This window comes from Tardiphaga sp. vice154, from assembly GCF_007018645.1.
In the GTDB taxonomy this organism is placed as follows: domain Bacteria; phylum Pseudomonadota; class Alphaproteobacteria; order Rhizobiales; family Xanthobacteraceae; genus Tardiphaga.
Genome location: NZ_CP041399.1, coordinates 5,190,318 through 5,210,933, shown reverse-complemented (window position 1 = coordinate 5,210,933; position 20,616 = coordinate 5,190,318). Strand labels below are relative to the sequence as shown.

The following is a 20,616-nucleotide window of genomic DNA, read 5'->3' as shown; positions in this document are numbered from 1 at the left end:
GCTTCGCGCGGCCGGGTCGGCTTGCGAGCAGGGGGTGTTGGGGATAATCTGCGGCCCGCTTTGGGCGTAGACGGTTGTTTCGGGGTGAGTTCGCCCCTCGGCTGCGGAGTTTCGTCTTGATATATCGCTCGGACTTTCGCGGCTCGGACCTTCGCGGCCCGCTCGTTCGCGCGCTGGTCATCTCCGCCGTTCTGGCGGCTGGTCTGGCGCTGTCCGGCTGCAACACCGACGAGATGTCGCTCGCCAGCAACGCCAAGGCCAACAAGCCGATTCCGGAAAAGCTCGTCGCCGAGATCGCGGCCAAGGACATGGACCTGCAGTCGCCGATGCTGGTGCGGCTGTTCAAGCAGGAGGCCGAGCTCGAGGTCTGGAAACAGAATCGTTCCGGCCAGTTCGCGTTGCTGAAGACCTATCCGATCTGCCGCTGGTCCGGCGACCTCGGTCCGAAGATCAAGGAAGGCGACCGCCAGGCGCCCGAGGGCTTCTACAACATCACGCCGGCGCAGATGAATCCGCAGTCGTCGTATTATCTGTCGTTCAACATGGGCTACCCCAACGCGTTCGACAAATCGCTGGGGCGCACCGGCTCGCAGCTGATGGTGCATGGCGACTGCTCGTCGCGCGGATGCTACGCGATGACCGACGAACAGATCTCGGACATCTACGCGTTGGGGCGCGAATCCTTCTTCGGCGGCCAGCGCTCGTTCCAGGTGCAGGCCTATCCGTTCAAGATGACGCCCGTGAACATGGCCCGCCACCGCAACAACCCGAACATGCCGTTCTGGAAGATGATCAAGCAGGGCTACGATCATTTCGAGGTGACGAAGCAGGAGCCGAAGGTCGAGTTCTGCGAGAACAAGTACGTGTTCGATCCGGCGCAGCCCGCCAACATGTCGCGCGCGCCTGTCTTCAACGCATCCGCCAAGTGCCCGGCCTATACGGTGACGCCGGAGATCGCCGACGCGGTGGCGCAGAAGCAGCGCGCCGACGACGCCAAAACGGCTGAGCTGGTCGCCAAGGGTGTGGCGATCGCGGCGCGCCGTCCGGACATCGACGGCGGCATGAACCGGATCTTCGCCTCCAAGCTGCCGGAAGCCTCGACCGGCCTGTCGGACCCGATCGTCCCCGGCATCGAAAGCGTCCGCGCGCCGGGCACCATCCCACCGCACGTCAATCCGCCGAAGCCGAACCTTGAGCCGTCCTCGGCGTCGCTGCTGGCGTCGGCGTCGTCGGAAGAGCCGGTGGTCGCCGTCACCCCCGGCACCAAGGTCGCCTCGGCCTCGTCGGAAGGCGGCTTCTTCAGCAACCTCGCCAAGAAGGTCGGCATCGGCGGCTCCTCGGAGACCACGGCGAGCGCCACGCCGGCTTCGACCGCAGCCACCATTGCCGCCAAGTCCAAGCCAACGCCCGCGGCCAAGCCTGCTGTTTCTGTGGCCGCCAAGCCGGTGCTGACGCCGGCCGACGCCACCAAGCAGGCCAGCGCCGCCCCGCGCCCGCCGTCGAAGCCGACTGAGCAGGGCGCTTTGCTGTCCGGCGCAGCCTCGGTGGTGCCCGCCAACAGTTTTGATACGCGGTTCTCGGCCGCCAAGTAGGGCTGATGGTCCGGAGCGACGATCGCTTCGTTCGAGCCCGCGGACCCCCATCCCCGACCCTTCCCCGCAAGGGGGAAGGGGGCATTAGCCGCGGTGCTTCTTAGCGAGCAAGCTAAGTGCATCGCGTGTAAGCTCATGAGACCTAGCTGATCCGACTTCGTCAGTTCGCTTATATTAGTTCGCAGTAATTTCGCTTTGGCAGCAGTGCTCCCTTCCCCCTTGCGGGGAAGGGTCGGGGATGGGGGCGCCACGAGCGCTTTCGCCAGAATTAGGCTCGATCATGCAAGATCGACAACGACAATTTGCCAAGCAGTTAAGGGCCGATCCGACGGATGCCGAGCGCGTGCTGTGGCCGCGGTTGAAGCACGATATCGAGCTTGGTGGATCGCACTTCCGGCGGCAGGCGTTGATCGGGCCGTTCATTGTCGATTTCGTAAGTCGCAAGGCCAGGCTGGTGATCGAGCTCGATGGCGGGCAGCATGACGAGAACCGCGCGGCGGATGATTGTCGCACGAGATTCATCGAAGCCCGTGGCTACCGGGTGCTTCGGTTCTGGAATCACGAGGTGCTGGGGAATCTGGATGGCGTGCTTCAGGTCATCCAGAGCGTGGTGACCCCCATCCCTGCCCCTTCCCCGCAAGGGGGAAGGGGGCACGACGCGCGGCGTATCGGGCTAAAGTAATCAAAGCGAAGGCCCATCAGCTCCCTTCCCCCTTGCGGGGAAGGATTGGGGATGGGGGTGCCGCAGGCGACAGCTTCTCAATAAGAACCCGTAACCTCAGCCCTCACGCATACCTTCCGTGGCAGTGCTTGTACTTCTTGCCGGAGCCGCACGGGCAGTCTTCGTTGCGGCCGACCTTGCCCCAGGTGTCCGGCCTGTTCGGATCGCGGGCGGCGATCTGCTCGGCGGTGGGCGGTGCCAAAGCGGCGCTCGCGAATGCCACTTCGTCTTCGCCGGTATTGTAGTCGAGCTTGTGCGCTTCCATCGGTGGCAGCTCGGGCTGCACGTCCGGCGGCACGATCTCGACGCGCATCAATTGCGCCGTCACCGCCTCGCGCAGGTTGGCGATCATCGCCTCGAACAGGTTGTAGGCTTCCGCCTTGTACTCCTGCAGCGGATCGCGCTGGCCGTAGCCGCGCAGGCCGATCACCTGGCGCAGATGATCCAGCATCACCAGATGCTCGCGCCACAGATGGTCGAGCGTCTGCAGCAGAATGGTCTTCTCGACGTAACGCATCACGTCGGGACCCCATTGCGCCACCTTGGCGGCCATGTGCTCGTCGGCCTTCGCCTCGATGCGGTTCAGCAGCTCCTCGTCGGCGATGCCTTCTTCCTTGGCCCATTCCTCGACCGGCAGGTCGATGTCGATGACGCGCTGCAGCTCTTCCTTCAGACCGGCCACATCCCACTGCTCGGCATACTGGTTTTCCGGGATGTGCTTGGTGACGAGGTCCTCGACGAAAGCGCGGCGCATGTCGGCGACGGTGTCGGCGACGTTCTCGCTCTTCATCAGGTCGACGCGCTGCTCGAAGATCACCTTGCGCTGGTCGTTCTGCACGTCGTCGTATTTAAGCAAGTTCTTGCGGATGTCGAAGTTGCGCGCCTCGACCTTCTGCTGCGCCTTCTCCAGCGCCTTGTTGATCCACGGATGGATGATGGCTTCGCCTTCCTTGAGGCCGAGCCGGGTCAGCATGGAATCCAGCCGGTCGGAGCCGAAGATCCGCATCAGGTCGTCTTCCAGCGACAGGAAGAACTTCGAGCGGCCTGGATCGCCCTGGCGGCCGGAGCGGCCGCGTAGCTGGTTGTCGATGCGGCGGGACTCGTGGCGCTCGGAGCCGATGATGTAGAGGCCGCCGGGGCGCGTCGCGGTCTTGGCGGGCTTGGAGCCCTTGGCGGGCTCGATTTCGGCCGTTTCCTTGGCGGCCAGCACCATCTCGCGGAATTTGGCGATCTCGGCCTTGATCTCCTCGATCTTGGCGGTCTTCTCGGCCTCGTCGGTGATGTCGGCGGTCTCGATCTGCGAGCGCATTTCGAGGGATCCGCCGAGTTTGATGTCGGTGCCGCGGCCGGCCATGTTGGTGGCGATGGTGATGGCGCCGGGGACGCCGGCTTCGGCGACGATATAGGCTTCCTGCTCGTGGAAGCGCGCGTTCAGCACCGCGAACAGCTTGCCGGGCTTGCCGGCGCGGGCAGCGGCGTAGAGCTTGTCCATCGCCTTCGGCTTGTCGAATTCGAGCTGCTTGTAGCCGTGCTTCAAGAGGTACTCGCCGAGCAGTTCGGACTTCTCGATCGAGGCGGTGCCGACCAGGACCGGCTGCATGCGCGAATTGGCGCGCTCGACCTCGGCCATGATCGCGGCGTGCTTCTCGTCCTGGGTGCGGTAGACTTCGTCGTCCTCGTCCATGCGGCCGATGCCGACATTGGTCGGCACTTCGACGACTTCCAGCTTGTAGATGTCGAACAATTCGTCGGCTTCGGTCAAAGCCGTGCCGGTCATGCCGGCCAGCTTGGCGTACATGCGGAAGTAGTTCTGGAAGGTGATCGAGGCCAGCGTCTGGTTTTCCGGCTGGACAGTGACGTGTTCTTTCGCTTCCAGCGCCTGGTGCAGGCCTTCCGAATAGCGCCGGCCCTGCATCATGCGGCCGGTGAATTCGTCGATGATGATCACCTCGTCGTCGCGGACGATGTAGTCCTTGTCCTTGTTGAACAGCGAATGGGCGCGCAGCGCCTGGTTGATGTGGTGCACGACGGAGACGTTCTCGACGTCATACAGCGTCTCGCCCTTGAGCTGGCCGGCGTCGCGCAGCAGGGTCTCGATCTTCTCCATGCCGGCTTCGGTCAGCGTCACGGTGCGCTGCTTCTCGTCGACCTCGAAATCGGTCTTCTTCTCGAGCTTGGGCAGGAAGGTATCGATGGTGTTGTAGAATTCCGAGCGGTCGTCGAGCGGGCCGGAGATGATCAGAGGCGTGCGCGCCTCGTCGATCAGGATCGAGTCCACTTCGTCGACGATGGCGTAGAAGTGGCCGCGCTGGACCATGTCCTCCAGCCGGTACTTCATGTTGTCGCGCAGATAGTCGAAGCCGTATTCGTTGTTGGTGCCGTAGGTGATGTCGCAGGCATAGGACGCCTGGCGCTCGGCATCATCCAGGCCGTGCACGATCACGCCGGTGGTCAGGCCAAGGAAGCTGTAGATCTGGCCCATCCAGCCGCTATCGCGCTTGGCGAGGTAATCGTTGACGGTGACGACGTGGACGCCCTTGCCGGCCAGCGCATTGAGATAGACGGCGAGGGTCGCGACCAGCGTCTTGCCTTCGCCGGTCTTCATCTCGGCGATGTCGCCCTCATGCAGCACCATGCCGCCAATCAGCTGGACGTCGAAATGGCGCTGACCGAGCGTGCGCTTGGCGGCTTCGCGCACCGTGGCGAAAGCGGGCACCAGGAGTTCGTCGAGCGTCTTGCCGGCGGCGATCTGCGCCTTGAATTCTGAAGTGCGGGCCTTGAGCGCCTCGTCGGAGAGAGCGGCGATTTCCGGCTCCAGCGCGTTGATGGCGGCCACGCGCGTCGAGTAGGCCTTGATGCGGCGGTCATTGGCGGAGCCGAAGAACTTGCGGGCGAGCGCGCCGATCATAACGAAATCCTGTCTTTGCAGTTCGGCGTTGCCGCCGTGAGGTAGTCAGCGGGGCAAATGGCCCCCGGAACGCATCGGGCCAGAGGCCCGATCGGGCCGGCCATGATGTGTGGGAAAGAGGGTATCAAGGGTTCACTGGCGAAAGCGTTCCAATGGCAGGGGCACAGCCGAAAATGCGCATAGCCACCGGCCAGTTTTGCAGAGATATGGCTGGGGCAGAGGGTTGTCAACGGCGGCGCTTGGTCGCGAACCTGTCAAGGATTTCATCATTTTGACAGAGTTTTCGCGTTGCCAAGAGGGGTCGTTTAAGTGACTGTCCCGCCGACCCCGATAGCCCACCTTCCCCCGAGATAAGGATTTTCCATGACCATCGTATCGCCCGCCAAGAAACCGGGCCAGCGCCCGGGGCTCGCACTGGCCGCCCTGACCGGCGCCTTCGCGATGGCAATGCTGTCCAGCTTCCCGGTCTATGCCCAGGGGGCCGATGCCGCCAACCCCGTCCTGGCCAAGGTCAACGGCTCCGAGATCCGCGCCAGCGATGTCGCTCTGGCGGAAGAAGAACTCGGCCCCAGCCTGGCGCAGATGGATCCGGCGACCAAGAAGGACAACGTGCTGTCGTTCCTGATCGATATGAAGATCGTCGCCAAGGCGGCCGAGGACAAGAAGATCGCCGACCGCGAGGACTTCAAGACCAAGCTAGCCTTCGCCCGCAACCGGCTGCTGATGGACAATCTGCTGGCCGTCGAAGGCAAGGCCGCGGTGACCGATGACAATATGAAGAAGGTCTATGAGGACGCCGCCAAGCAGATCACCGGCGAGGCCGAGGTTCATGCAAGGCACATCCTGGTCGAGACCGAGGCCGAGGCCAAGACGATCGCGGATGAGCTGAAGAAGGGCGCCGACTTCGCCGAACTGGCGAAGAAGAAGTCTAAGGACCCAGGTGCGGCCGATGGCGGCGATCTCGGCTTCTTCACCAAGGACCAGATGGTGCCGGAATTCTCCGCCGTGGCGTTCGCCATGGAGCCCGGCAAGATCTCGGATCCCGTGAAGTCGCAGTTCGGCTGGCACATCATCAAGGTCGAGGAAAAGCGCAACCGCCAGGCCCCGGCCTTCGAGCAGGTCAAGCCGCAGATCGAGACCTATGTCGTACGCAAGGCGCAGGCCGACTACGTCACCGGCCTTCGCGCCGCCGCCAAGGTCGAGCGTATGGACCAGGCGGCAGCCACCCCGGAAGTCGCCAAGCCCGCCGAAGCCCCGAAGGCCGACGCGCCGAAGCCTGCCGACAGCAAGATGGCCCCTGCGAAGAAGTAAGCCTGAGCGTGACGCGCTGATCTTCCCTCTCCCCTTGTGGGAGAGGGTGGATCGACCGCGAAGCGGTCGAGACGGGTGAGGGGGCCACAAGCTCCGAGCCTGGAATTACCCCTCATCGGACCGCGCTTCGCGCGGCCACCTTCTCCCACAAGGGGAGAAGGGACGATGGAGCCGCTGCGTTCGAGCATCCTTGTTCAAGTGACGATCCCGACAAAAAGCCCGCTCTTTTCGCAGAAAGCGGGCTTTTTGCTGTCCGGGAGTAACCTCAGCCGATCTTGCGGCCGATATCGAGAAATTTCTGCCGGCGCTGCTGGCGGATGGTGGCGGCATCCAGCCCGCGCATGTCGTTGAAGGCCTGCGCAATGGCGTCGCCGGTGGTGGCGATCATCGAGGCGGCATCGCGGTGGGCGCCGCCGGCGGGCTCTTTCAGGATCTGGTCGATCACGCCGAAGCGCAGCAGGTCCTGCGCGGTGATCTTCATGTTGGTGGCGGCTTCCTGGGCCTTGGTGGAATCTCGCCACAGGATCGAGGAGGCCGCTTCCGGCGAGATCACGCTGTAGATCGCGTGCTCCAGCATCAACACGCGGCTGGCGGTGGCGATCGCGATCGCGCCGCCGGAGCCGCCTTCACCGATGATCACGGCGACATTGGCAACGCCGAGCCCGAGGCAGGCGTCGGTCGAGCGCGCGATGGCTTCCGCCTGGCCGCGCTCTTCCGCGCCGATGCCGGGGTAGGCGCCGGCGGTATCGACCAGCGACAGAACGGGAATGCCGAAGCGGTCGGCCATCTCCATCAGGCGCACCGCCTTGCGGTAGCCCTCGGGGCGCGCCATGCCGAAATTGTGCTTCAGCCGGCTTTCGGTGGTGTTGCCCTTTTCCTGGCCGAGTACGCAGACCGCCTCGCCGCGAAACCGGCCGAAGCCCCCGACCATCGCCTCGTCGTCACCGAACTTGCGGTCGCCGGCCAATGGCGTGAATTCGGTGATCAGCGTCTCGATGTAATTCATGCAATGCGGCCGCTGCGGATGCCGCGCGACCTGGGTCTTCTGCCACGGCGTCAGGCTCGCATAGAGCTCGTGCAGCGCGGACGCCGCCTTGTCCTCGATGCGAACGATTTCCTCGCCGATGTCGCTGCCGCCAGCGGCCAGCGCGCGCAGCTCATCCACCTTCGCGTCGAGTTCGGCGACAGGCTTTTCGAAATCGAGATAAGAGCGCATGTTTTCGGACATTCAATGGATATGGGGGCGCAGGCGGGCGGGCGAAACAGCTATCGCAGGCTTTTCAAGTCAAAATGCGGCGGAAGTCAAGCAGGCGAAGGAAATGGCGTTATAGATCAAACAGTTAATTTCATGGCGGCGATCCGCGCGGTCGCGATCGGCGGGGCGCCGCGGGCTGAACGCCGATTTCGCGGCGGTGTCGCAGAGCTCTCATCGGACGGCCGCAGCGGCTGCCTGCACCTGGCGGCGGCGACGCCACCACCACGTCGCAGCACCCGCGAGCGCGGCGATCACCATGACCGCCGGAATCCAGATCTGCTTGCCGTAGCCGGTCGCGTGCGGCAGGCCGCTATAATGGTGTAGCATCGACACCGCCAACACGCCGGGTAGGACATGCGCCGGTGCCCAGAGCATGACCGCGGAGACATTGATCCCGTAGAACTTCAGCGGGCGCATGCCGAGCGCGCCGGCGGTGACGGGCACGAAGGCGCGGATCGGCGGCACGAAGCGGCCAAACAGCACCGCCAGCACGCCGAAGCGATGGAAGAACGCCTCGCTTTGCGCGATCAGTGCGGGGTATTTCGACATCGGCCAGGCCTCGAGAATGCGCTGTTGTCGCACATGCCCGGTCCAGAACGCCACGCCGTCGCCGATCACGGCCCCGGCGGCCGCCGCCAGCAGCACGCCGATCAGGTCGAGATCGCCAGACGGCACCAGCGCACTCAGCGCCAGAATGATGGTCGAGCCGGGAATAACCGAGCCGACCACCGGCACCGCTTCCAGCATGGCGGCTAGAAACAGCACGAGATAGCCGAGCCAGGCATGCAAGGCTACGAAATGGGTCAGAGATTCAATCCAGGAAGCCACGCAATATCCGTTCCGTCGCCAGCGCGCCGTTCATTGCAGATACGAATACAACCGCTGATCGGGCGATGAGATCCGCAAATCGAGCGGCCACAACGTGGTGCGCAGCATTTCTGATTCGCAGGGCTGCCCTCCAAAAATATCCTGCCAATCTATCTTGATGATATTGCAACGGAACTTTGATGGCCGGGTGGGCTTTGTCCGGCAGCATTGGTCTGCTACGTTCGCCGCAGCACCCATTCGCAGCCATTGTGACTGGTTTCGGAAAATCCGGGACCACGGAGGATTGATGACCGCCGCCATGACCAAACCGCAAGAAATCACCGGATCGCCCAGCGGCATCCCCGACATCAAGCTGTCGGTCCGGAAGGTGTTCGGCATCGATTCCGACCTCGAAGTGCCCGCATTTTCCAACGGCGACCCGCACGTCCCGGACGTCGATTCCGATTACCGCTTCGACCGCAATACCACGCTGGCGATCCTGGCGGGCTTCGCGCGCAACCGTCGCGTCATGGTGACCGGCTTCCACGGCACCGGCAAATCGACCCATATCGAGCAGGTCGCCGCCCGCCTGAACTGGCCGTGCGTGCGCGTCAATCTCGACAGCCACATCAGCCGCATCGATCTGGTCGGCAAGGATTCGATCGTGGTGCGCGACGGCAAGCAGGTCACGGAATTCCGCGACGGTATCCTGCCCTGGGCACTGCAGAACAACATCGCGCTGGTGTTCGACGAATATGACGCCGGACGCCCCGACGTGATGTTCGTGATCCAGCGCGTGCTGGAAGTCTCCGGCCGCCTGACGCTCCTGGACCAGAACAAGGTGATCAAGCCGCACCCGTCGTTCCGGCTGTTCTCGACCGCCAATACGATCGGCCTCGGCGACACTTCGGGCCTGTATCACGGCACCCAGCAGATCAACCAGGGTCAGATGGACCGCTGGTCGATCGTCACCACGCTGAACTATCTCGCCCATGACGAGGAAGTCGAGATCGTGCTGGCCAAGGCCAAGCATTATCGCACCAATGAGGGCCGCGACATCGTCAACAAGATGGTGCGCCTCGCCGACCTCACCCGCAACGCCTTCGCCAATGGCGACCTGTCGACGGTGATGAGCCCGCGCACGGTGATCACCTGGGCCGAGAACGCCGATATTTTCAGCGACATCGGCTTCGCATTCCGCGTCACCTTCCTCAACAAGTGCGACGAACTGGAGCGATCGCTGGTCGCGGAGTTCTACCAGCGATGCTTCAATGCGGAATTGCCGGAGAGCTCGGTGAACGTCGCGCTGAGCTAAAAGACTTTTCTTGTTTCCCCTCCCCCCTTGTGGGGGAGGGTGGATCGAACACGCGTAGCGGGTTCGAGACGGGAGAGGGGGCGCAGCAGAATACGACCCCTCTCCCGCCTTAGCTCCGCCGTAGCCGATGCAATGCATCGGCGTTATTTTATAACGGCGGCCGGAAGGCCGCCTACGCACCCTCTCCCGCAAGGGGAGAGGGGAAGAAAGCGACGGCGATGAGCACGACACCCACCACCAACAAATTCCGCACCGGCGCCAAAGAAGCGCCGACCGAGCCGTTCAAGCGCGCGGTGACGTCGTGCCTGCGGGCGATCTCGAAATCGCCAGAGCTGGAAGTGACCTTCGCCGCCGAGCGGCCCGGCCTGTCGCCGGGCAAGGCGCGGCTGCCGGAGCCGGCGCGCAAGATGAGCAAGCGCGATGCCGCGATCGTGCGCGGTTACGCTGATTCCATCGCGCTGAAGCTCGCCTGCCACGATCCGAAAGTGCATCGCAAGCTGATGCCGGGCAATCCGCAGGCGCGCGGCGTGTTCGAGGCGGTCGAGCAGGCGCGTGTCGAGGCGATCGGCTCGCTCCGCATGGCAGGCGTCGCCAAGAACCTCGGCGCGATGCTCGACGATCATTTTCATCGCGGCAAGTTCGACGAGATCACCGACCGCGCCGACGCGCCGCTGGCGGATGCGCTGGCGATGCTGGTGCGCGAGCGCCTGACCGGCCTGGCGCCGCCGAACGCGGCGAAAAAGATGGTCGACCTGTGGCGTCCGATTCTCGAAGACAAGATCGGGCACCGCCTCGACCAGCTTACGGGCTTTACCGAGAACCAGGCCAAGTTCGGTGACGCCGTGCATGACCTGTTGTCCGCGCTCGAACTCGGCGACGAGCGCAACGCCGATTCCGAGGACGACCAGAGCGAGGACGACGAGCGCCAGGGCGAGAACGACCAGGCCGGCGCCGAAGGTTCGCCGGAGAGCGACGCCTCGCAGGAAATGAGCGCCGACCAGGCTGAGGCGACCTCCGACGAGATGTCCGACCAGTCGATGGAAAGCGCCCAGGCCTCGACCTCCGACACCTTCGATGAAGGCGAGACGGGCGAGGACGAGACGCCGGGCGAGGCGACACGGCCGAATTCCCGCGGCGCCAACGAACTGCGCGGGCCGGAATATCATGCCTTTGCGCCGAAATTCGACGAGGTGATCGCCGCCGAGGACCTCTGCGACCATGACGAGCTGGAGCGGCTGCGCTCCTATCTCGACAAGCAGCTCGCGCATCTGCAGGGCATCGTGGCGCGGCTCGCCAACCGGCTGCAGCGCAAGTTGATGGCGCAGCAGAACCGCGCCTGGGATTTCGACCTCGAGGAGGGCATCCTCGATCCCGCGCGGCTGTCGCGCGTGGTCACCGATCCGCACCATCCGTTGTCCTTCATGCACGAGAAGGAAGCGACGTTCCGCGATACCGTGGTGACGCTGCTGCTCGACAATTCCGGCTCGATGCGCGGCCGCCCGATCACGGTGGCGGCGACCTGCGCCGACATTCTGGCGCGTACGCTCGAGCGCTGCGGCGTCAAGGTCGAGATTCTCGGCTTCACGACGCGGGCCTGGAAGGGCGGACAGTCGCGCGAGGCGTGGCTCGCCGCCGGCAAGCCCGCGAACCCGGGTCGTCTCAACGATCTGCGCCACATCATCTACAAGTCGGCCGATGCGCCGTGGCGCCGGGCGCGCAAGAATCTCGGGCTGATGATGCGCGAGGGGCTGCTGAAGGAAAATATCGACGGAGAGGCGCTCGACTGGGCGCACAAGCGCCTGCTTGGCCGCTCCGAGCAGCGCAAGATCCTGATGATGATTTCGGATGGCGCGCCGGTCGACGATTCCACGCTGTCGGTCAATCCCGGCAATTATCTGGAGCGCCACCTGCGCCACATCATCGAGGAGATCGAGACCCGCTCGCCGGTCGAGCTGATCGCGATCGGCATCGGCCATGACGTGACGCGCTATTATCGCCGCGCCGTGACCATCGTGGACGCCGAAGAACTCGGCGGCGCGATTACCGAGAAGCTGGCGGAATTGTTCAGCGAAACGTCAGGCGCCGCGCCGACCGGCCGCCGCCGGCGCAAGACGCATTAGTATACTTATGACAGCGCTCCGGCCTGAGTGCTCCCTCCCCCCTTGCGGGGGAGGGTCGGGGAGGGGGGTAACCACAAGCGACGTCGCCCGTGGCACCCCCACCCCCGGCCCCTCCCCGCAAGGGGGAGGGGGGACGATAGCGCGGCGTTTTATTCGCGCGCCGATCGTTGCCATTGCTGCTTTTATGTTCTCATCTCTCGCTCACGCCCAAACCATTCCCGCCACTCCGCCGCCGACCCGCGAGCCTGTCTCGATCGAGGTCGACGCCCGCCCGGTCCCATCCTTCGACACCCGCGATCGCAGCCATGTGCAGTTCGGCCAGTTGCGCTATCGCAGCGGCCTGATCCTCACCTCGAAATATCGCGACTTCGGCGGCCTCTCCGGCATCCGGCTGGATGCCAGGGGCGAGGGCTTCGTCTCGATCAGCGACCAGGGCAACTGGTTCACCGGCAAGATTGCGTATAGCGGCAAGGCGATGGTCGGCCTGACCGATGTCGAGGCGGCGCCGATCCTGGGCCCCGATGGTCGCGCCATCACCGCGCGCAAATGGTATGATAGCGAGTCGATCGCGGTCGATGGGCCGACCGTCTATGTCGGCCTCGAGCGGGTGCACCAGATCCTGAAATTCGATTTCGGACGCGATGGCGTGCGCGCCCGCGCCGAGGTGCTTCCGCAGCCGCCGGGCATGCGCAAGCTGCCGTCCAATGGCAGCCTGGAATCGCTGGTGGTCGGTCGCAAGGGTCTTGCGCTGGCGGGAACGTTGATCGCGATTTCCGAACGGGGCCTCGATCCCGCTGGCAACATCATGGCCTGGCTGATCGGCGGCAAGGCGACGGCGACGTTCTCGGTGCGCCGCACCGACAGCTACGACATCAGCGACGCCGCGCAGCTGCCGACCGGCGACCTGCTGGTGCTGGAGCGCAAATTGTCGCTGCTCGGCGGCGCCGGCATTCGCATCCGCCGCATCGCTCTGGCGTCGATCGCCGCCGGCGCCACGGTGGATGGTCCCTCGATTTTCGATGCCGACTTAGGCCACGAAATCGATAATTTCGAAGGCCTCGATGTTCATGTCACCGAAGACGGCGACACCGTGCTGACGCTGGTATCCGACGACAATTTCTCAATGCTGCAACGGACGCTGCTGCTGCAGTTCACGTTGGTGGAATAACGGCGCGCTGCAGTTCGCCCCGCAGCACGCCCCGCGCAGGGCGCCTAGGCCGCCCGGGTCTTGGCGTCGTGCGCTTCGATCAGGGCCCGGATCTCGGCGGCGGGTTTGGCGGCGCTGAACAGCCATCCCTGAATCTCCGTGCAGCCGAGCGTGCGCAGCAGTTCTTTCTGGGCCTGCGTCTCGACGCCTTCCGCAGTGGTGATCATGTCGCGCGAGGACGCAATGGTGACCACCGCCTGCACGATCGAGGAGGATCCTTTCGGTTCGGCGATTTCGGTCACGAAGCAGCGATCGATCTTGATCTTGTCGAACGGGAAGCGTTGCAAATAGCTCAGCGACGAGTAGCCGGTGCCGAAATCGTCGAGCGCGATCCGCACGCCAATGGCGCGAAGTCCGTGCAGAACGGTCAGGGCGACCTCGTCGTCGCGGATCAGCACGGCCTCGGTAATCTCGAGCTCGAGTCGCGCCGGTGCCAGTCCGGAAGCAGCCAGCGCCGCGGCAACCTTGATCGACAAAGTGTGGCTGCGAAACTGGACCGGCGAGACGTTGACCGCCAGCTTGATGTCCTGCGGCCAACCCGCGGCTTCCTTGCAGGCGGTGGTCAGCACCCATTCGCCGAGCTGGTTGATGACGCCGATTTCCTCGGCGACCGGAATGAAATCGGCGGGCGAAACCACACCACGCCGGGGGTGACGCCAACGCAGCAAGGCCTCGCATCCCGATATGCTGTCGTCGGCCAGCTTGAGCAACGGCTGGTAGTACACCTCAAAGCCGCCCGAGGTCAGATTGCCGCCGGCGATGGCATCGCGCAAATCGTGCTCGAGGGCGCGGCGGCTTTGCACGCGCGCGTCCATTTCCGGCTCGAAGAAACGATAGGTGCGGCGGCCGTCGGCCTTGGCGCTGTACATCGCCAGGTCCGCGTTCCTCAGCAATTGGTCAAGGTCGCTGCCGTCCTGCGGCGCAAGGGCGACGCCCATGCTGGCGTCGGTCAGCAGACGATGGCCGAGACATTCGAACGGCTCGCGGATGGCCGTGTGGATGCGCTCCATCAGGTCGACGAGTTCATCGCGATTTTTCAGGTCGGTCCGTACGATGGCGAATTCGTCGCCGCCCAGCCGCGCGACCACGTCGGTGTTGCGCACGCAGTCTTTCAGCCGCTTGGCCACCTCCGTCAGCAGCGCGTCGCCGACCGAATGGCCGAGGGAATCATTGATGCTCTTGAATTCGTCCATGTCGACATAGATCACGGCGCATTGCTGGCCTCGCGAAATCCACCCCAGCTCCTGCGATAGCATCTTGTGAAACAGCGCCCGGTTGGGAAGGTCGGTGAGCGTGTCGTAATGCGCCAGATGGGCGATGCGTTCTTCCACACGGTGGCGCTCGGTGATGTCCTCGTGGGTGACGACCCAGCCGCCATCGGTGATCGGCTGGCACTGCAGATGGATCACGCGCCCGTCGTTCAGGGAAATGGTCCTGGCGTGCCGGGTCTTGACCGTTTCGAGGACCTTCATCGAGAGCGTGTCGAGATCGTCGCCGTCGCAAGCGCCGTTGATGCGGTGATGGGCCAGGGCCTCGCGCAGCGGCATGCCCTGCCAGATGGTGTCGCGGGGCAAATGATACATATCGAGATAGCTCTGATTGACGATCACGGCGCGCGCGTCGGCATCGAACATCAGCAGGCCCTGCGTCATGTTGTTGATTGCCTTCCTGAGCCGCTCCCTCTCCAGCTTGAGCTGCGCGCGCGACAATTGGTTCTGCTGGCGGACCTGGCCGATGACCAGATACAAAACGCCGATGACCAGCAACGCCGCCAGCAGGGCGGCAATGACGGTCACTCGCCTCACCGCGTACCAATCGACCAGCACGCGATCGAGTGGGGTGCTGGCGACGATTGCCAGCGGGAAGCCTGGGATCCGCTGGATCGACGACATTCGCTCGCGTCCGTCGATGATGCCGGTGTGGATCAGGGTCGACGGCTCGACGCTCGTTTCTATCCGGGACAGGGCAACATCGGGCGTGAAGCTCTTGCCGATCATGTCGTTCACGTGCGGAAAACGAGCCAGCAAAGTGAACGTCTCATTCCACAGCGCTATCGTGGAATCCTGGCTCGGCGATACCGTGGCGAAGAAGGCCTGGAATTGCTCTGGCGCCACATGGCGGGTCACCACGCCGAGGAATTCACCGTTCGGCCCCATAAGCCGTCGGGCGAACAGCAAGCGTGGCTGATCGCTGATCGGGCTGAGGATCAACTCCGAAACCTCCTCGTTGGCGTTGCCCCCGGCGTCCTTGAGCTGCTGAAAATACTTGCGGTCTCCGAAATTGACGTGCACGGCCGGCCGGCCCTGGGTGGAGTTTATCAGCCAGCCCTCGGCATCGAGGATGTTGAGGGTGCTGCTTACCTTGCTGTTCAGCTTGGCCTTCAGCCTGATGTGCTCCTCGGTCGTGCTCATGAGTTCGATGAAGCGTTCCGGCGTCACGACGCCGGCAAGCTGCAGATGGATCGAAATGTCACGCTGAACGCGATCGAGATCGCTGAATTCCTTTTCGTAGTGGCGCGTCAACAGCACCAGTCTGTTTTCCTGCTCGCGACGATGGTTCTCGAGCGCGCTGTCGCGGAAGCTGATGATCGTCAGGGTGGCCGCGAGAATGATGGCGCCCAAAAGGACGACGCCGGTCGCGATCAGCCAACGGACGGGATTTCGCCGCTTCCCCGCGCCATCCAGCCGATGCTTCCGTCCCCGCCAGCCCATGTCGTCCCCCTGAAAGTTCCAAACTAGGGTTCCATAAGTGGAGAGAGTGTTACTGAAAACGGTAAACGACGGCCATATGCGGTACCTGGATCATTCATCCCGGTAAAAATATTTGATGAAGCGGTCGTGGCGTCAGGGTCAGGCGTGGACGCCGCAGCGCGTCTGCAGTGCTGCGGTGAGATGGTCGAGGCGAAACGCAGCGCGCGGCTGGTATCCAGGTGTCGCCAACGCTCAGGCCGCCGCAGCCCTGGTGCGGAGCGCTTCGATCAGCCGACGTACCTCGGCGGCGGGTTTCGCGGCACTGAACAGGTAGCCCTGCATCTCGGTGCAGCCCAGCGCGCGCAGCAATTCCTTCTGCTGCTGGGTTTCCACGCCCTCCGCGGTGGTCGTCATGTGCCGCGAGGCGGCGATGTTGACCACCCCCTGAACGATCACCGACGAACCGTGCGGCTCGGCGATATCGGTCACGAAGCAGCGGTCGATCTTGATCTTGTCGAACGGAAAGCGCTGCAGGTAGCTCAAGCTGGAATAGCCGGTGCCGAAATCATCGAGCGCGATCCGCACGCCGATTTCCCGCAACTGATGCAGGATCGTCAGCGCGACGTCGTCGTCGCGGATCAGGACGGCTTCGGTGATCTCCAGTTCCAGCCGTTGTGCCGGCAGGCCCGAATGGGCCAGCGCTGCGGCCACCTTCAGGGCCAGCGACTGGCAGCGAAACTGGAGCGGCGAGACGTTCACGGCGACGCGGATATCGTCCGGCCATGTCGCCGCCTCGCTGCAGGCCGTGTCGAGGACCCATTCGCCAAGCTGGCTGATGACACCGATTTCCTCGGCGACCGGAATGAATTCGGCCGGCGAGATCATGCCGCGCTCGGGATGCTGCCAGCGCAGCAGGGCCTCGCAGCCGACGATGCGGTCGTCGGACAGATCGACCAGCGGCTGATAGTAAACCTCGAAGCCGCCTTCCCGGAAGCCGCCATGGGCGATGGCCTGGCGCAGATCCAGCTCCAGCATGCGGCGGGCGCGGACCTTGGCGTCCATTTGCGGTTCGAAGAAACGATAGGTGCGCCGGCCGTCGGCCTTGGCGCCGTACATCGCCAGGTCGGCGTTCTTCAGCAGCGAATCCAGGTCGCTGCCGTCCTGTGGCGCCAGCGCGATACCGATGCTGGCATCGGTGAGCAGACGGTGGCCGAGACATTCGAATGGCTCGCGGATCGCGGCATGGATTCGCGCGACCAGATCGGTGATGTCGCTGCGTGTCGCGATGCCGGTCTGCACGATGGCGAATTCGTCGCCGCCGAGCCGCGCGACCATGTCGGAGCCGTTCACGCAACGCCGCAGCCGTTGCGCGATATACTTCAGTAATTCGTCGCCCACCGGATGTCCGAGCGAGTCGTTGATACTCTTGAATTCGTCGATGTCGATGTAGAGCACCGCGCATTGCGCGCCATTCGCCAGGTTGGCGAGCTCCCGTTCGAGCTCTTCGCGAAACAGCACGCGGTTTGGCAGGTCGGTGAGCGCGTCATAATGCGCCAGATGCGCGATCTTTTCCTCGCTGCGGCGGCGCTCGGTAATGTCTTCGTGCGTCGCGACCCAGCCACCGTCGGGAACCGGCCGCCTGCTGATCTGGACCGAACGGCCGTCGCCGGTCTGCAGCACGTCGCTGGTGGTCTGCCAGACGTCTTTCAGGACTTCGCTGACGTAGGTATTGATGTCGCCGATGAACGAGCCGTGTGCCTTTCGATGGGCAATCAGGTCGCGGAAGTGGCTGCCGGGAAGTGCGAGCTCCGGCGGGACCGTGTACATGTCGAGATAGGGTTTATTGCAGATCACGACGCGGGCCTTTTTGTCGAACAAGACCAGGCCCTGCGTCATGTTGTTGATGGCGATATCGAGCCGGTCCTTTTCAAGCGTCAACTGCGCTTGCGCAAGGCGGCTTTGCTGCTGGATCTTGCGGATCACCAGCAGCAGCAGGATGGCGATGACCAAGGCGGAGAAACTGGCCGTCACGATCAGGAACCTGGTCTGGGCGCGCCAGTCTGCCAGGACGTCGTCGGTTGCCCTGGTCGCGACCAGCGCGATCGGAAAATCCCGCAGCGAGCGGATCGATCCGATGTGCTCGATCTGATCGAAGGGGCTGATCACGCGCATCGTGACCGGCTGGCCGCTCGCTTGCAGATGTTGCAACAGCACGCCGCTGCTGGGCTCTTTCGTAAAGATCTCCCCTATGACCGGATACCGGGCCAGTAGCGTGCCGTCGCGGTGGACAATGGCGATGGCGGAATTGTCGCCGAGCGTCACGGAAGCGAGGAATTTTTCGAATTCCATCGGCTCGACGCCGCGGGTCACCACGCCGAGGAATTGTCCGTCGGGGCCGCTGATACGGCGTGCAAACAAGGTCTTCGGGCGCCCCGTGATGCGGCTTTGCATGTGCTGAACGAACTCTCCGTCGGTGATGAAATCCTGCGATTTCAAAGCCTGGAAATATTCGCGATCGGCGAGGTTGAGTTCCGGCGCCGGCCAATTGCCGGACCAGGCGACGAGGCGACCCTCGGCATCGAGCACGGTGATGTCACCGACGGCGTCATCATCGACCTTCGACGTCAGCATCACATGGGATTCATAGCTCGACATGCGGCTGGCGAAGCTGATCGGAGATCGTACGCCATTTGCAAGCAGGTCGGCGGTCAGGCTTTTCTGGATGCGCTTCAGGTCCTGGAATTGATGATCGAAATGTCGCGTCAGCAGCAACAACGTTTTTTCCAGTTCATGCGCGGAATTGGCCAGCGCACGCTCACGGAAATGATTGACCGTCATCACGGTGCCGAGCGCGATCGCGCCGATCAGCACGATGCCCGCGACGATCAGCCAGCGCACGACGCCACGCCGCATCCCCGACAGGCGATGTCGTGCGGTCGGACCCGGTATGTCGGCCTTCTGGCCCCACAGACGAAACTTCATGTCGTCACTCCCCCGGTTCGGAACGCTACGGGGCAAGGGTGCAGGGGAGGTTAGCAAGGCCGGTGAATCAGCGGTTAAGAACCGGCCTCAATTACCGCCGACTGCACCGGGCGGCGTGCGCTTTGCGAGGCGATGGTAACGGGATAGGTGCAATTGCGGCCCTGCGCCTTGGCGGAGTACAGCGCCAGATCGGCGTGGCCGACCAGATCGGCGGGCCTTTGGCCGGCCGCCGGCCGCAGGCTGGCAACGCCGATGCTCACGGTGACGGCCGCGCCGGTGTTCAGTTCCTCGACCTGGGAGCGGATCCGTTCGCCGAGCTCGATCGCCTGGGACTGCGACAGGCCGGGCAGCAACAGCGCGAATTCCTCTCCGCCGTAACGCGCGGCGCAATCGCTGGCGCGTTGCGCGTGGCCGGCGATGCAGCCGGCGATTTCGACCAGGGCCACATCGCCGGCCTGGTGGCCGAAGGCATCGTTGAACGCCTTGAAATGGTCGGCATCGATCATCAGCAGCGCCAGCGGCGCGTTTGCGCGCAACGCGCGGCGCCATTCCCTGGCCAGCGTGGCGTCGAAATGCCGGCGGTTGCCGAGCCCGGTCAGCGCATCGGTGATCGCCAGCCGCGCCATCTCGTCCTCGATGCCGGCGCGCTTCTTCATCTCGCGCATCAGCAGCAGCAGCACGGCCAGCACGAGCAGGAACAGCGCGCCCATCGCGCCGGCAATCACCAGCGCCTCGCGGCGCCAGTCGGCGAAGATCGCGCGGGTCGAGCGGCCGACGATCACGATCAGTGGATTGCGGGCGTCGCGCCAGACATAGAGCCGCTCGATGCCATCGACCGCGCTCGTCGCGACATGGGAACCGGACAGCGCCGCCAGCGCCTGCTGCACGACCGGCAGCCGGCTGACGTCGGTTCCAATCACCGCCATGTCCAGCGGCGCGCGCATGATCTGCAGCCCGTCCTGCCGGACCACGCTGACAACGTCGTCGGGCTGCAAATGCAGCCCCGCGACCAGCTCGTCGAAATAGCTGTAGCGGATCATGCCGGCGACCACGCCGAGAAAGCGGCCGTCGCGCGTCGCGATGCGCCGGCTCAACACCAGGCCATAGGTGCCGTCGTGCAGCATCGGTTTGGAGATATACAGCCCGGCCAGCGGATCGCGCCGATGCACCTTGAAGAATTCGGCGTCGGCAAAACTGCGCGCCGTCGCGGGCTGCGCGGCGGAATCGATGGTGACGGTTCCGGCCTCGTCGAGCACCTGGATGGCGCCGAACTGCCGCGGCGGCGTGGTGTGATCGAATAGGATCGCCTGCCGGATCGACGGCGTGGCGTTGAGCACTTGTGGCGCCGTCATGTTGGCGGCCACCGCGCTCAGCGACAGGTCGAGCAATTCGACGTTGTGGCTGATGTCGCCGTCGATGCGGGCGGCGACATTGCCGAGCATCTGCTGCGCCAGCCGCTCGTCGCCGGTCCGCATGCCGAGCAGCACGCTGCCGCAGATCGCCATGAAGCCGATCACGGCGAGCAACGCGCCGGCAAGCAGCCAGCGCGGAGATATCCGTCGGATAGGTTCTGGAACTGGCCGTGCTGGCATCAGATGTGGTCGCACTCATTCGGCGGCGTTGCAACGCATCACCTATCATCGCTCCGCGCGATGTCCGACAGATACGACCGATATCCAGTAATGTTTCGCAGCAGCGACGCGACAAT

Annotated in this window: 13 protein-coding genes; 6 read left to right on the top strand and 7 right to left on the bottom strand. The window is 64.1% G+C overall.

From position 1 onward, the window contains the following. Positions 1 to 116 precede the first annotated feature (116 nt). Entirely contained in the window at positions 117 to 1,592 is a 1,476-nt protein-coding gene (locus FIU28_RS24460) for a L,D-transpeptidase family protein (RefSeq protein WP_246660795.1), read from the top strand. Between the two features lie 280 nt (positions 1,593 to 1,872). Further along, a complete protein-coding gene (locus FIU28_RS24455) occupies positions 1,873 to 2,274 on the top strand; it encodes a DUF559 domain-containing protein (RefSeq protein WP_143575683.1) in 402 nt (133 codons plus the stop codon). Between the two features lie 103 nt (positions 2,275 to 2,377). Here FIU28_RS24455 and secA read toward each other — a convergent pair whose 3' ends face one another. Beyond that, the gene (secA, locus tag FIU28_RS24450) at positions 2,378 to 5,221 is read right to left on the bottom strand and encodes a preprotein translocase subunit SecA (RefSeq protein ID WP_143575682.1); all 2,844 of its coding nucleotides are present in this window, start codon (positions 5,219 to 5,221) and stop codon (positions 2,378 to 2,380) included. 363 nt (positions 5,222 to 5,584) lie between these two features. Between secA and FIU28_RS24445 the strand changes: the two genes are divergently transcribed. Further along, positions 5,585 to 6,532 (top strand): peptidylprolyl isomerase, encoded by a 948-nt coding sequence (locus FIU28_RS24445; protein ID WP_143575681.1) that lies wholly within the window; start codon positions 5,585 to 5,587, stop codon positions 6,530 to 6,532. Positions 6,533 to 6,797: 265 nt separating this feature from the next. Here FIU28_RS24445 and FIU28_RS24440 read toward each other — a convergent pair whose 3' ends face one another. The 3 genes from FIU28_RS24440 to FIU28_RS26730 form a co-directional block, all read right to left on the bottom strand. Continuing rightward, positions 6,798 to 7,760 carry an acetyl-CoA carboxylase carboxyltransferase subunit alpha gene (locus FIU28_RS24440; protein WP_143575680.1) on the bottom strand — a complete coding sequence of 321 codons (963 nt, stop codon included), beginning with the start codon at positions 7,758 to 7,760 and terminating at the stop codon, positions 6,798 to 6,800. A 198-nt stretch (positions 7,761 to 7,958) separates the two neighbouring features. Next, complete coding sequence (locus tag FIU28_RS24435) at positions 7,959 to 8,615, bottom strand: DedA family protein (RefSeq protein ID WP_143575679.1); 657 nt, start codon at positions 8,613 to 8,615, stop codon at positions 7,959 to 7,961. Continuing rightward, on the bottom strand, positions 8,599 to 8,823 hold the full coding sequence (locus tag FIU28_RS26730) for a hypothetical protein (protein WP_143579233.1): 225 nt from the start codon (positions 8,821 to 8,823) through the stop codon (positions 8,599 to 8,601). The genes FIU28_RS24435 and FIU28_RS26730 overlap by 17 nt, the downstream gene beginning before the upstream one ends. A gap of 78 nt (positions 8,824 to 8,901) precedes the next feature. Here FIU28_RS26730 and cobS point away from each other — a divergent pair, with 78 nt between their 5' ends. From cobS to FIU28_RS24415, 3 genes are all read left to right on the top strand, one after another. Further along, positions 8,902 to 9,909 (top strand): cobaltochelatase subunit CobS, encoded by a 1,008-nt coding sequence (cobS, locus tag FIU28_RS24430; RefSeq protein WP_143575678.1) that lies wholly within the window; start codon positions 8,902 to 8,904, stop codon positions 9,907 to 9,909. A gap of 218 nt (positions 9,910 to 10,127) precedes the next feature. Next, complete coding sequence (gene cobT, locus FIU28_RS24425) at positions 10,128 to 12,029, top strand: cobaltochelatase subunit CobT (protein WP_143575677.1); 1,902 nt, start codon at positions 10,128 to 10,130, stop codon at positions 12,027 to 12,029. A 184-nt stretch (positions 12,030 to 12,213) separates the two neighbouring features. Then, positions 12,214 to 13,197, top strand: coding sequence for an esterase-like activity of phytase family protein (locus tag FIU28_RS24415; protein WP_143575676.1), 984 nt, complete (start codon positions 12,214 to 12,216; stop codon positions 13,195 to 13,197). Between the two features lie 44 nt (positions 13,198 to 13,241). Here the strand turns inward: FIU28_RS24415 and FIU28_RS24410 are convergent, their stop codons facing one another. The 3 genes from FIU28_RS24410 to FIU28_RS24400 form a co-directional block, all read right to left on the bottom strand. Further along, positions 13,242 to 15,947 (bottom strand): bifunctional diguanylate cyclase/phosphodiesterase, encoded by a 2,706-nt coding sequence (locus tag FIU28_RS24410; protein ID WP_143575675.1) that lies wholly within the window; start codon positions 15,945 to 15,947, stop codon positions 13,242 to 13,244. Positions 15,948 to 16,178: 231 nt separating this feature from the next. Next, the gene (locus tag FIU28_RS24405; RefSeq protein ID WP_143576384.1) at positions 16,179 to 18,839 is read right to left on the bottom strand and encodes a bifunctional diguanylate cyclase/phosphodiesterase; all 2,661 of its coding nucleotides are present in this window, start codon (positions 18,837 to 18,839) and stop codon (positions 16,179 to 16,181) included. 143 nt (positions 18,840 to 18,982) lie between these two features. Next, positions 18,983 to 20,500: a GGDEF domain-containing protein gene (locus FIU28_RS24400; protein ID WP_143575674.1), complete on the bottom strand. Its 1,518-nt coding sequence runs from the start codon at positions 20,498 to 20,500 to the stop codon at positions 18,983 to 18,985. Between the last annotated feature and the right edge of the window lie 116 nt (positions 20,501 to 20,616).